Annotated in this window: 11 protein-coding genes; 8 read left to right on the top strand and 3 right to left on the bottom strand. The window is 74.7% G+C overall.

Annotation, left to right across the window (positions count from 1 at the left end; translation table 11 throughout):
• Positions 1-93: 93 nt before the first annotated feature.
• Complete coding sequence (locus ATL51_RS12195; protein ID WP_062397641.1) at positions 94-558, top strand: gamma-glutamylcyclotransferase; 465 nt, start codon at positions 94-96, stop codon at positions 556-558.
• Positions 559-638: 80 nt separating this feature from the next.
• Here ATL51_RS12195 and ATL51_RS12200 read toward each other — a convergent pair whose 3' ends face one another.
• Positions 639-1,928, bottom strand: a complete 1,290-nt coding sequence (locus ATL51_RS12200; RefSeq protein ID WP_100878693.1) for an amidohydrolase — start codon at positions 1,926-1,928, stop codon at positions 639-641.
• 440 nt (positions 1,929-2,368) lie between these two features.
• Here ATL51_RS12200 and ATL51_RS12205 point away from each other — a divergent pair, with 440 nt between their 5' ends.
• From ATL51_RS12205 to ATL51_RS12220, 4 genes are read left to right on the top strand one after another with little or no spacing between them, the layout of a single operon-like run.
• On the top strand, positions 2,369-4,057 hold the full coding sequence (locus tag ATL51_RS12205) for a serine/threonine-protein kinase (RefSeq protein WP_301549000.1): 1,689 nt from the start codon (positions 2,369-2,371) through the stop codon (positions 4,055-4,057).
• Between the two features lie 37 nt (positions 4,058-4,094).
• On the top strand, positions 4,095-4,898 hold the full coding sequence (locus ATL51_RS12210; RefSeq protein WP_073576387.1) for a purine-nucleoside phosphorylase: 804 nt from the start codon (positions 4,095-4,097) through the stop codon (positions 4,896-4,898).
• A complete protein-coding gene (locus tag ATL51_RS12215) occupies positions 4,898-6,517 on the top strand; it encodes a phospho-sugar mutase (protein WP_100878694.1) in 1,620 nt (539 codons plus the stop codon). Before ATL51_RS12210 ends, ATL51_RS12215 begins: the two co-directional genes overlap by 1 nt.
• Entirely contained in the window at positions 6,514-6,975 is a 462-nt protein-coding gene (locus ATL51_RS12220; protein WP_062397648.1) for a flavodoxin family protein, read from the top strand. Before ATL51_RS12215 ends, ATL51_RS12220 begins: the two co-directional genes overlap by 4 nt.
• Position 6,976: 1 nt before the next feature.
• Here ATL51_RS12220 and ATL51_RS12225 read toward each other — a convergent pair whose 3' ends face one another.
• Positions 6,977-7,726 carry a GDSL-type esterase/lipase family protein gene (locus tag ATL51_RS12225; RefSeq protein ID WP_157818336.1) on the bottom strand — a complete coding sequence of 250 codons (750 nt, stop codon included), beginning with the start codon at positions 7,724-7,726 and terminating at the stop codon, positions 6,977-6,979.
• A gap of 7 nt (positions 7,727-7,733) precedes the next feature.
• Entirely contained in the window at positions 7,734-8,357 is a 624-nt protein-coding gene (gene upp, locus ATL51_RS12230) for a uracil phosphoribosyltransferase (RefSeq protein ID WP_073576390.1), read from the bottom strand.
• 524 nt (positions 8,358-8,881) lie between these two features.
• Here upp and ATL51_RS12235 point away from each other — a divergent pair.
• The 3 genes from ATL51_RS12235 to ATL51_RS12245 all read left to right on the top strand — a co-directional run bounded on the left by ATL51_RS12235 (position 8,882) and on the right by ATL51_RS12245 (position 13,102).
• Positions 8,882-9,118 (top strand): hypothetical protein, encoded by a 237-nt coding sequence (locus tag ATL51_RS12235; protein WP_073576391.1) that lies wholly within the window; start codon positions 8,882-8,884, stop codon positions 9,116-9,118.
• An 85-nt stretch (positions 9,119-9,203) separates the two neighbouring features.
• Complete coding sequence (locus ATL51_RS12240; RefSeq protein ID WP_100878696.1) at positions 9,204-10,466, top strand: primosomal protein; 1,263 nt, start codon at positions 9,204-9,206, stop codon at positions 10,464-10,466.
• A gap of 161 nt (positions 10,467-10,627) precedes the next feature.
• Positions 10,628-13,102 (top strand): cytochrome P450/oxidoreductase, encoded by a 2,475-nt coding sequence (locus tag ATL51_RS12245; RefSeq protein WP_100880669.1) that lies wholly within the window; start codon positions 10,628-10,630, stop codon positions 13,100-13,102.

Below are 13,102 nucleotides of genomic sequence, written 5' to 3' on the forward strand. Positions count from 1 at the left end.
CCCGCCGGCGTCGACGGGGCTCACAGTACGCGTGTCCCATCATTACGACCGGGCGGGTCGAGGCCCCGCCGGGCTCCCCATTACCCTGCACGCGTGCCGCTGTATGCCGCGTACGGGTCGAACATGGACCCCGAGCAGATGAAGGAGCGCGCCCCGCACTCGCCGATGGCCGGGACCGGGTGGCTCCAGGGCTGGCGGCTGACGTTCGGCGGCGAGGACTACACCTGGGAGGGCGCGCTCTCCACCGTGGTGGAGGAGCCGGGCTCGCAGGTGTTCGTCGTGCTCTACGACGTCCCCGAGCACGACGAACGCCAGCTCGACCGCTGGGAGGGCGGCGAGCTGGGCATGCACAAGAAGCTGCGGCTGCGCGTCGCCACCCTCGACGGCAGCGTCCTCGCGTTCATCTACGTGCTGAACGCCTACGAGGGCGGGGACCCGTCGGCCCGCTACCTGGGCGTCATCGCCGACGCCGCGGAGACCGCGGGCGCCCCGGACGACTACGTCAACGAGCTGCGCAGCAGGCCCAGCCGCAAGTCCTCCCCCGGCAACCAGTCCTGACCGGCCGCACCGGCTGACGACGACGGCCCGGCCCCCGCGAGGGGACCGGGCCGTCGCCGTTCACCGCGGGAGACGGTGGTTCAGGAGGCCGCCTGCGCCAGCGCGGACAGCGCGGCCTGCACCAGCACCCGCGACCCGAACGGCAGGGCCCGCTCGTCGAGGTCGAAGGTCGGCTGGTGGATGTCCCGCTGCTTGCCGGTGCCCGGCCACACCCCGAGCCGCGCCATGGCGCCCGCGGAGTGCTCCAGGTACCAGGCGAAGTCCTCGCCGCCCGAGGACTGCTCGGTGGAGGCGTCGGCGGCCTCGCCACCGACGGTCACCGCGGCGTCGCGCAGCATCCCGGTGGACACCGCGTCGTTGACGACCGGCGGGACACCGCGGACGTGGTCGAGCACGTAGCCGACACCGGTCGGGGCCAGCACGGACGCGACGAGCGCCCGCAGCTTCTCCTCGAGCTCGGTCCAGGTGGCGTGGTCGGCGGTGCGGAGGGTGCCGCGCAGCAGGCCGGACTGCGGGATCGCGTTCGCCGCGTCCCCGGCGTGCACCGCACCCCAGGTCAGGACGGTGCCCGACCGCGGGTCGACGTGGCGGGTCAGCAGCAGCGGCACCTGGGTGGCCAGCAGCCCGAGCGCCTGCACGAGGTCGGCGGTCAGGTGCGGGCGGGAGGTGTGCCCGCCCGGGGAGGTCAGCCGGACCTCGATGAGGTCGCAGGCCGAGGTGATCGGCCCGACCCGGGTGCCGAGCCGTCCGACCTCCAGGCGCGGGTCGCAGTGCAGTGCGAAGATCCGCTGCACGCCCTCCATCACGCCCTGCTCGACGGCGTCGAGCGCGCCGCCCGGCTGCACCTCCTCGGCCGGCTGGAACACCAGCCGGACCCGGCCGGGCAGCGACGGCGCGGACTGCAGCGCCAGTGCCGCGCCGAGCAGCATCGCGGTGTGCGCGTCGTGCCCGCAGGCGTGCATGACGCCGGGCACCTCGGAGGCGAACGGGAGACCGGTCTGCTCATGCAGGGGCAGCGCGTCCATGTCCGCGCGCAGGGCGACCAGCGGCTCGCCGTGCCCCACCTCGCAGACGACACCGGTGCCGCCGCGCAGCGTGCGCGGCTCCAGACCGGCCCGCAGCAGGGTCTCCGAGACCCGCGCGGTCGTGAGGTGCTCGCGACGGGCCAGCTCGGGCTGGGCGTGGATCGCGCGGCGCCAGCCGACGATCTCGCCCTTGTGCGCCCGCATCCACGACTCCAGCCAGGCCGGACCCGTGCCGGAGCCGAGATCGTCGACCGCGGGATCGGTGATCTCCGGGAGCTCGGTGCGGGTCTGCAGCGCAGTCACCTTGTCCTCCTCGTACTGGCCCTCGGCGGGAACGGCCCGCATGCCCGCGGTCGACGCGGACGGCGTTCGGTCGTCTCCCACCACCCATGATGGTGCTCACCCGTCCGGCGGTGTTCCAGTCGAAATCGTCCGTTCCCGTCTCGGGGCGGCAAGGGGTCGGCGAGCTGCTGCCAGCGGGTTCACCGCTCCAGGTGAACGGCCGCGTGCGACCGCTCCTCCCGTCGGCGAACGGCCGTCCTCGCCGTTCACCGGCGGTTCGGACGCCCGCCGCGGGGAACTCCCGGGACGACGACACCGGCCCGCGGCCGGAACGCCACCGGACCGTGACCGTCCGCACGCCCGGCCCGCCCCGGCGGCCGTCCGGCGTCCCGGAACGACCAGCTTCGTCACGCACCGTCACCACTGCGCACCGCCGGTGACGACCTCGGCCGGGAACGGTGTGCGGGAACGGGCAGCGCGGGCTCGATGGAACAATCGGCGGCGTGTCCGTTCCCGAGGGCGAGGTCCAGCGCCGACAGTTCGCCGGGCGGTACCGCGTCGACGGTCCGCTCGGGAGCGGCGCGATGGGCACCGTCTGGTCGGGTTTCGACGAGGTACTGCACCGCCGCGTCGCGCTCAAGGAGCTGAAGATCCCCGACGGAATCCCGGCCGGGGAGAAGCTGGAGCTGCGGGAACGCATCATGCGGGAGGCCCGGGCACTGGCCGGGCTGTCGCACCCCAACGTCGTGACCGTCTTCGACGTGCTCGACTCCGGCGGCGACGAGCCGCTGGTGGTCATGGAGCTGGTGCCGTCGAAGAACCTGGCCGCGGCGATCACCGAGCTGGGCAGGCTCGACGCCGCGCAGGCGGGCGTCGTCGGGCACGGCACCGCGGCGGCCCTGCGGGCCGCCCACCGGGCCGGGATCACCCACCGCGACGTGAAGCCCGGCAACGTCCTGATCTCCGACGACGGCCGGATCAAGCTCACCGACTTCGGCATCGCCCGCAACGAGTCCGACGCGCCGATGACCTCCGCGGGCCTCGTGCTCGGCTCCCCCGCCTACATCGCGCCCGAGGTCGCCGCGGGCCAGCCGGTCACGCCGGCCGCGGACCTGTGGGGCCTCGGCGCGACGCTCTGGGCCGCCGTCGAGGGCCGCCCGCCCTACGACGTCGACGGTGACCCGGTCCGCACCATCACCGAGGTCGTCGACGGTCCCGTCCCCGCGCCGACGGTCACCGGCCCGCTCGCCGAGGTCATCGCCGGGCTGATGGTCAAGGAGCCGTCGGGCCGGATGCCGCTCGACGAGGTCCGGGCCCGGCTGCGCCCGCTGCTCGCCGACCCGGACGACCCGATCTTCCCCGGCTCCCCGGACGTGCCGACCGTGATGGCGCGGGTGCCCGCACCGACCGGCGCGGCCCCGGCACCGGCACCGCCGCGGGTCGCCGCACCGCCCCCGCGCGGCCCGGTCGGCCCCACCGGCACCGGCACCTACGGCCGCGTCCCGGCCGCCGACCCCGTGCCCGCCCCGGCACCGCCGCCCGCCGAGCCGCCGCGCCCGCGGCAGGCCCGCCCGTCGTCGCGGGGGGCGGCGCCCGCCCGTACCGCGGCGGCCGGCCCGACCACCGTGCTCGGCGCCGTCCCGCTGGTGCTCGGCGGCGCCCTGATCGTGCTGCTCGGCGCGCTCGCCGGGTTCGCCGGGGTCCGCGCGCTGGCCGGGCAGGAACCGCTGTCGACGGTCACCGTCGCCACCGACCGGTCGCTGCGCACCACCTACCCGGACCCGCTCGGCTTCACCGTGCCGGTGCCCGACGGCTGGACGCAGTTCCGCTCGCCCGCCCCCGACGGCTCGGTCGTCGTCCGCTTCGTCAGCCCGGACGGCCGTCAGGAGCTCTCGGTCCGGGCGGCGACCTCGGTCCGGGCCGTCACCGACGCCCTCACCCCCGAGGCGCTGGGCGTCGACCCGGTCGAGGCCGGGCCGGTCGAGCAGCTGCCCGACGGCTCCAGCCAGGTCGCGCTCACCACCGGCAGCGGCAGCGCGCAGCGCAGCACGCTGATGCGCATCATTCCCGGCCGCGACCAGCTCGACGGGGTCTGGGTACTGCAGCTGACCTCCCCCGCCGGCCGCGCCGAGGGCGCCGTCGCGGGCCTGTTCGACGCCATCGGCTCGGGCTTCCGCGCCACCCCGGGCTGAGCCGGCCACGGCGCCGGCGGCCCCTAGGCTGGCGCGCATGGCCGACACCGCCGACCCCACCGCTCGCGCCCACGCCGCCGCCGCCGAGCTCGCCCGCCGCACCGGCACCGACACCCACGACGTGGCGGTGGTCCTGGGCTCCGGCTGGCGTCCGGCCGCCGACGTCCTCGGCACCCCGGACACCGAGGTCCCGATGGCCGAGCTGCCCGGGTTCGTCGCGCCGTCCGCGGTCGGCCACGGCGGCACCGCCCGCTCGCTGCGCATCGGCGACACCCGGGTGCTGGTCCTGCTCGGGCGCACCCACCTCTACGAGGGCCACGGGATGGACCCGGTCGTGCACGGCGTCCGCACCGCCGCGGCGGCCGGTGTCCGCACGGTCGTGCTGACCAACGCGGCGGGCGGCATCACCGAGGGCCTGTCGGTCGGGCAGCCGGTGCTGATCTCCGACCATCTCAACCTGCTGGCGCGCTCGCCGCTGCACGGCGCGCACTTCGTCGACCTCACCGACGCCTACTCCCCCCGGCTGCGCGCCGCCGCCCGCGAGCTGGACCCGTCGCTGGTCGACGGCGTCTACGCCGGGCTGCCCGGTCCGCACTTCGAGACCCCGGCCGAGATCCGGATGCTGCGCACGCTGGGCGCGGACCTGGTCGGGATGTCCACCGTCGCCGAGACGATCGCCGCCCGCGCCGCCGGACTGGAGGTCGCCGGCATCTCGCTGGTCACCAACCTGGCCGCGGGCCTGTCCGGGCAGCCGCTGAACCACCAGGAGGTCCTCGACGCCGGCGCCGCGGCGGCGACCCGGATGGGCTCGCTGCTGCGCGACCTCGTCGGCCGCATCTGATGGTGCTGCCGGGGCCGCTGCGCGACGCGGCGCTGCGCTGGATCGCCGACGACCCCGACCCGGGCACCCGGGCCGAGCTGCAGCGCGTGCTGGCCACCGCGATGGCCGGCGGCGACGGCGCCGCGGCGGCCGGCGACGAGCTGGCCGACCGGCTGGCCGGGCCGCTGCGCTTCGGCACCGCCGGGCTGCGCGGGCCGGTGCGGGCCGGGCCGTCGGGGATGAACGTCGCCGTCGTGACCAGGGCGACCGCCGGCCTGGCCGCCCACCTGGCCCGGACCACGGGCACCGGCCGGGTCGTCGTCGGCCGGGACGCCCGGCACGGGTCGGCGGCGTTCGCCGAGGCCACCGCCCGGGTGCTGACCGGCGCCGGGTTCACCGTGACCTTGCTCGACGGCCCCGTCCCCACCCCGCTGGTGGCCTTCGCCGTGCGCCACCTCGGCGCGGTCGCCGGGATCGCCGTCACCGCCTCGCACAACCCGCCCGCCGACAACGGCTACAAGGTCTACCTCGCCGACGGCGCGCAGCTCGTGGGCCCCGACGACGCCGCCATCGAGGACGCGATCACCGCCGCCCCGCCCGCGGTGTCGGTGCCGCTCGGGCCGCTGCCGGACCCGGCGGAGGTCACCGGCGCCTACCTGGACCGGGTCGCGACGCTGTCGGGGAACACCGGGGCGCCCGCGCCGCGGATCGCGCTCACCCCGATGCACGGCGTCGGCGGCGCGACCGCGGTCGCCGCGCTCGCCCGGGCCGGGGTGCACGACGTCGCCGTCGTCGCGAGCCAGGCCGTGCCCGACCCCGACTTCCCGACGGTCGCCTTCCCGAACCCGGAGGAGCCCGGCGCGACCGACGCGCTGCTCGCGCTGGCCGCCCGGAGCGGCGCGGACCTCGCCGTCGCGCTGGACCCGGACGCCGACCGGTGCGCGCTCGGCGTCGCCTTCCCCGACGGCTGGCGGATGCTGTCCGGCGACGAGACCGGCGTGCTGCTCGGCGACCACGTCCTGCGGACCGGGACCGCGGCGGACCCGCTGGTCGCGACGACCGTCGTGTCGTCGTCGATGCTCGCCCGGGTCGCGGCCGCCCGCGGGGCCCGCTCCGCCGAGACCCTCACCGGGTTCAAGTGGATCGTGCGGGCCGGCGACGGGCTCGTCTTCGGCTACGAGGAGGCGATCGGACTCTGCGTCGACCCCGACGGCGTCCGGGACAAGGACGGCGTCTCCGCCGCCGTCGTCGCCGCGGACCTGGTACGCGGGCTCGCCGCGGCCGGGTCGTCGGTGCCGCGGCGGCTCGACGAGCTGGCGGCGGAGTTCGGCGTGCACGCCACCCGGGGTGTCTCGATCCGGATGGCCCCCGTCGAGCGCGACGCCGCCGTCGCCCGGCTGCGCGCCGCGCCCCCGGCCGGCTGGGAGGCCGACCGCCCGGCCCCCGACGTCCTGCGGCTGCGGCGCCCCGGGACCCGCGTGGTGATTCGCCCGTCGGGGACCGAGCCGAAGCTCAAGGCCTACCTGGAGGTCGTGGAGGACCCCACCGGCGACGTGGCCGCGGTGCCGGCGTCGCGGGCCGTCGCCGCGGAGCGCCTGGCCGCGCTGCGCGCGGAGGTCGACGGGATGCTCGCCGGATGAGCGCGCGCCTGCTGCTGGTCCACCACACGCCGTCCCCCGCCACCGCGGAGCTGCTCGCCGAGGTCCGCGCGGGCGCGGCCGACCCGGACATCACCGGGGTGGAGGTCGTCGCCCGCGCCGCTCTGGCCGCGACGGCGAGCGACCTGCTCGCCGCGGACGCCGTCGTCCTCGGGACGCCGGCGAACATCGGCTACATGTCCGGCGCGCTCAAGCACTTCCTCGACCAGGTCTTCTACGTCTGCGCCGACGACACCCGCGGCCTGCCCTACGGGCTGTGGGTGCACGGCGGCTCGGACACCTCCGGCGCGACCCGCTCGGTGACGACGGTCGCCGGGGCGATGGGATGGACCGCGGCGGCCGCGCCGGTCGAGGTCGCGGGTCCCCCGGACGCCGCCGCCCGGGCCGCGTGCCGCGAGCTGGGCGCGGTCGTCGCCGCGACCGTCATGCCGGAGGGCTGAGCTACCGGCGCCCGGTGGCGGGCCGCACCCCGAGGTGCGCCTCGATCCGGTCGGCCCACACCGACGCGATCGTGCGGTAGGCGCCCGGCCCGGCGTGCAGGCCGTCCGCGGTCCGCCCGGCGGGGAACAGGGCGGCGGTGTCGACGAACTCCACCGAGTGCCCGGCCGCCCGGTGCGCGGCGGCGACCCGGGGCAGGTACTCGGCCAGCCGCGCCCGCTCGGCCCGTTGCTTCGGCAGCGGCGCCCACACCCCGGCCATGATCACGTGGGTGTGCGGTGCGGCCGCGAACACGCGGTCCAGCAGCCGGTCCAGGCTCGCCGCCGTCGCCCGCGCGCTCGCGTCCTGCAACAGGTCGTTGGTCCCGGCGTGCAGCAGCACGACGTCCGGCTGCGCGGCCAGCACCCAGCCGCCCGTCATCGGCACCATCCGGGCCGCCGTCCAGCCGGAGCGGCCCTCGTGGTCGGTGTCGGGCAGCGCGTCCGGCCCGGAGCTGCGGGAGCCGACGTAGTCGATGCGGACGCCGTCGGCGGCCAGGCGCTGCCACAGCGGGAGGCGGTACCCGGCCGTCGCCGGGCTCCCCACCCCGACCGTCGACGACGCGCCCAGCGGCATCACCCGCACCACCCCGGGATCGTCGACGGCGGCGGGCACCTCGGCGTCCTCCGGCCGGTCCGCCGCGGGCAGCGCCGACAGCGCGACCGCGGCCACCGTCGCCACGACCCCGGTGAGGATGCGACGGGAGGGCCTCACGGCGGACTCAGACCGCGCCGAACTGGCGGTCCCCGGCGTCGCCGAGGCCGGGGACGATGAACGCGGAGTCGTTGAGCCGCTCGTCGATGCTGGCGGTCACCATCCGGACCGGCAGCCCGGACGCGCGCAGCCGCTCCACGCCCTCCGGCGCGGACAGCGCGCAGAGGACCGTCACGTCGTCGGCGCCGCGGCGGGTCAGCAGCTCCACGGTGTGCACCATCGAGCCGCCGGTGGCCAGCATCGGGTCGAGCACGAACACCGGCCGCCCGACGAGGCTGTCGGGCAGCGACTCCATGTAGGGCACCGGCCGGTGGGTCGTCTCGTCACGGGCCATGCCGACGAAGCCCATCTGCGAGTCCGGGATCAGGTTCAGCGCGGCCTCGGCCATCCCCAGCCCGGCCCGCAGCACGGGGACGAGCACCGGCGGGACGGCGAGCCGGTGGCCGACCGTCCGCGAGACCGGGGTGTGGATCCGCTCCTCGGCCAGCGGCGCCGAGCGGGTGGCCTCGTAGACCAGCATCAGGGTGAGCTCGCGCAACGCCGCCCGGAAGGTCGCGTTGTCGGTGCGGGCGTCCCGCATGGTGCTGAGCCGGGCCCGCGCGAGCGGGTGGTCGACGACGATCGTGTCCACGGCCGCACACCCTACGGCGGCCGGGCCGCGCGGAGATCCCCCGTGAGGAGGCGCCCGGCCCACCGATCCGGTGCCGTCGCCCCGCCGGGCCGTGGGACCCGACGGCCGGACGCGCTCCGTGTCCTGCGACGATGCCGTCCCGTGACCGGACGGACACCGGGACGTCATCCCCGGACGTTGACACGGATGCGTGTCACGGTTCACGAAGCGTGAGAAGCACGCGCTCACCGACGAGTGACGCCGGGACCGGCCGGATGCATCTCCTCGTCCTCCCGGGTGAGGCCGCGGACACCCTCGCAGACCTTGCGTGACAGCCGATCCCGGAGCGGAACCGTGATCACCAACGGTTGCCGGTCGGACACGGCCGGTTCCCCGGATCGCGTGATCGACCGCGTGGAGTGCCACGATCAGCACGCGCGGTCGCCGATCTCGCGATTCACCTGACCCGAACGGGTGGTATGGCCGAAACGGTGTCACATCGAGGGCACCGCCGACGCTGTACTAGACGACAAGGAGGTGATCCGATGCCGGAGAACACGACTTCCGAGGAGCAGACGTTGATCGCTGCTGCGGAAAAGCTCACGCAGTGCGACGGATACGTTGTTCTGGCGGTGGACCCACAGACCGGGGAGGTGGACGCGCACGGCCCGTTCGACGGGATGACGGCGACCGTCAAGGCCGACCAGCTGCGACGCGACTTCGACCGGGGTGGACTCGAGGACGTGTCCATCGGAGTGGTCCGACTGCACTCCCAGGCCTGACCCCGCACGACCGTGATCCGCCGGGCCGGCGACACCCGAGGTGGTGGGACCGGCCGGCGGCAGGACGCGACGATAGGCTCGCCCCGTGGCAAGCGACATCGTCCCGATCCGGCTCGCTCTCACCCGGGGCGACGTGGTCACCCTGTGGGCTCCCCCCTGGCGCGAGGACGGCGAGGAGTGGGAAGCCTTCCTCGGCGACGACGAGCACGTGTTCGTCTTCGACGAGGTGGCCGGTCTCGCCGCGTTCGTGCGGACCGCACCCGAGCACGACCTGACCGACCACCCCGCGTGGTCCGCGGTCCCCGGGCTCGCGGTCGCCGAGCTGACCCCCGACGCCGTCCACCGGTACGACCTGGTCGGTCTGCCGGAGCTGGCCGCCGCCGACCCGGACGCGCTGACCGTGCAGGAGCTGCACGAGACCGTCTCGATCGTCCGGTCGCTGGCCGACGTCTGCGACCTCTCCGCCGTGATCGCCGCGCTCGACGGCGAGCCCACGTTCGCGCTGCTGCGCGAGGGCGAGCAGGCCTTCGCCGGACGTGACGGCGCCAAGCGCTGGACCGCGCTGTCCGAGGCGATCGCGACGCACTGGGACGGGATCGTCGACACCGTCGACGACCTCGTCGCCACACCGGACCTCGACGCCGGGGCGCTGGACAAGGCGCGCGCCGAGGAACAGGAGCTGCGCGACCGTCTCGCCGAACAGCCCCTCGACGACGACGAGGCCCTCGAGGCCGCCGCGCTCGCCGCGGGCACCGAGGACGCCGACACCGCCGCGGAGGAGCCGACCGGCTTCTGGGCCGAGGTCGGCATCGACCCGATCCGCATCGAGGTCGGCGACCGCTCCGTGGTCAGCCTGCGCTGCTACCTCGACGACAAGCCGGTCTTCCTCGGCTCCGACGGCCGGATCGACGTGTTCGGCTCCGAGCGTGCGCTGTTCCGGGCGCTGGCCGACCGGGAGCACCCCGCCGTCGCCGGGACCGACCTGACCGCGGCCGTCACCTTCGCCGAGGTGCTCGACGCGGCCGCCGTCGGCGAGCTCGACGGCGGCGTCGAGGACATGAACACCTACGTGCTGACCGGGATCGGCCCCGACCTCGCCGAGGGCGTGCTCGACCTGGACCCGGTCCAGCTCGACCTGGCCTCGGAGCTGCTGACCGACGTCGGCGAGTGGGCCGGGGACCCCGAGCCCGCCGAGGTCCTCGCCGAGTCCAACAGCCTCGGCTGGCTCGTGTCGTTCGTCGTGCGGCCGGACCCGACGCGGATGGCGCCCAGCCCGCCGTTCACCCAGGAGGCGCAGTCCTGGGGCGAGCTCGTCGCCGGGCTCGAGGCCCGGCTGCGGGAGCACTAGCCCGATCGGCCCCGCAAGGGGCCTGCCCAGGGCCGGAAGAACCGGAGCGCCGGGGCGTTCCGGGATGTCCCAGCTCTGACATTCGATCGGATATTGTCAGCGTCGGGGACTTGTGATTCGCTTATGTCGTCAGCAGTCATCTCGACAAGGTGGTCGACGGCATGCGCGTTCCCGATCAGGTCCGCACCCGAGCCCAGGCGGCGATCCCGATGCGCCGCCAGATCCAGGCGCTGCATCTGATGCAGCGGGCCAGGAGGCTGGTGGTCGGTGACGGGCAACCACGCTTCAGCGAGTCCGACATCGCGGAGGTGTCCGACCTCGACCTGACCGAGATCGACGTCAGCAACCCGTTCCTGTGGCGTCAGCAGCAGTGGCTGCCCTACTTCCGTCGGCTGCGCGACGAGGCGCCCGTGCACTTCCGGGCCGACAGCGCGTTCGGGCCGTTCTGGTCGGTCACCCGGTACGACGACATCGTGCGGGTCGACAAGGACTTCGAGACCTTCTCCGCGGAACCGCAGATCGTCCTCGGTTCGCCGCCGGACGGTCTCGACATCGAGATGTTCATCGCGATGGACCCGCCGCGCCACGACCAGCAGCGCGCAGCCGTGCAGGGTGTCGTGGCTCCGAAGAACCTCGAGGAGATGGAGGGCCTGATCCGTTCGCGTGTGCGGGAGGTCCTCGACGGGTTGCCGGTGGGAGAGCCGTTCGACTGGGTCGACCGGGTCAGCGTGGAGCTGACCTCGCGGATGCTGGCCACCCTGCTCGACTTCCCGTACGACCAGCGCCGCAAGCTGGTGCAGTGGACGGATCTGGTGGCGACGAGCGCGTCGGCGACCGGCGGCTCCAACGACACCGACGAGATCTACCGCGGCGCCGCGGAGATGGCACGCGCCTTCAGCGAGCTGTGGCACGAGAAGGCGGCTCGTCTCGCCGACGGTGACGAGCCGGGTTACGACCTCATCACCCTCATGCAGCTCTCCGAGGACACCAAGGACCTGATCCGTCGTCCGATGGAGTTCCTGGGCAACCTGGTACTGCTCGTGGTGGGCGGCAACGACACCACCCGGAACTCGATGACCGGTGGCGTGCTGGCCCTCAACCAGTTCCCCGAGCAGTTCGACCGGCTGCGGGCCGATCCGTCGCTCGTGCCGAAGCTGGTCCACGAGATCCTGCGGTGGCAGACACCGCTGGCCTACATGCGCCGGGTCGCCACGCGCGACACCGTCCTGAACGGCCAGTTCATCCGCAAGGGCGACAAGGTCGTCATGTGGTACGCCTCGGCGAACCGGGACGAGCGGACGTTCGAGGACCCGGACTCGTTCCTCATCGACAGGCGGAACGCACGGCACCACCTTGCGTTCGGTATCGGTCCGCACCGCTGCATGGGCAGCCGGCTCGCCGAGTTGCAGTTGCGCATCCTCTGGGAGGAGCTGCTCGCACGCTTCGACGACATCGAGGTCCTCGCCGAACCGACCCGGGTGCAGTCGAACTTCGTGCGCGGCTACAGCTCGATGATGGTGCGGCTGACGCCTGCGGGTGGAGAGCGGCCCGGCGACGGGCCGTACCGCTCGGCCCTGGCCGCCGAGCGGGGGGCGGCCCCGGCTGCTGCGTCGTCCGCCTCGCCCGTCTCCGAGCCCACCCCCACCGCGACGCCGACGTCGTCGTCCCGGGTCGGGCGGGCCACCCCGCGCGGCGCCGGCCTCCTGGACCTGCAGGTCGCGTCCCGCCGCGAGGTGGCCGAAGGGGTCGTCGAGCTGACCCTCACCGATCCCACGGGCGCCGCCTTGCCGGCCTGGGCGCCCGGTGCCCACATCGACGTGGTCCTGAACCGCGGGCTGACACGGCAGTACTCCTTGTGCGGCGACCCAGCGCCGGGCTCCCCCTGGAGGGTGGCGGTGCTGCGCGAACCGCGGAGTCGCGGAGGGTCAGCGTACGTGCACGACACGCTGGATGTGGGGCACACGCTGCGTGTCCGAGGTCCCCGCAACCACTTCGCCCTCGAACCGTCACCTCGCTACCAGTTCATCGCCGGCGGCATCGGCATCACCCCCATCCGCGCCATGGTCGAGTCCGCCCGGTCCGACGGCGCCGACTGGCACCTGTTGTACGGCGGCCGGTCCCGGACGTCGATGGCCTTCCTCGACGAGCTCGACGATGACGAGCGGGTGACCGTGTGGCCCCAGGACGAGCGCGGCCTGCTCGACCTCGACTCCGTCCTGGGCACCCCGCGGACCGACACCCTCGTCTACTGCTGCGGCCCGGGCGCACTCCTCGACGCGGTCGAGGGCAGGTGCGGTACCTGGCCCCGGGACAGCCTGCATCTCGAACGGTTCGTGGCCGCGGTGGCCGACCCGACCGCAGGAGGGCTGGACACGTTCGAGGTCGAATGCGCCGCCTCGGGGGTCACCGTGGACGTCGCTCGAGGCATGTCGGTCTTCGACGCGCTGGAGCAGGCCGGTGTGGCCGTGATGGGCTCCTGCATGGAGGGCATCTGCGGCACCTGCGAGGCCGACGTCATCGAGGGCACCCCCGATCACCGCGACGCGGTGCTTTCGCGGGCCGAGCGGGAGCGGGGTGAGGTCATGATGACGTGCGTGTCACGCGCGCTGACCCGGCGACTGGTCCTGGACCTCTGA

The organism is Pseudonocardia alni (assembly GCF_002813375.1).
Classification (GTDB): Bacteria; Actinomycetota; Actinomycetes; order Mycobacteriales; family Pseudonocardiaceae; genus Pseudonocardia; species Pseudonocardia alni.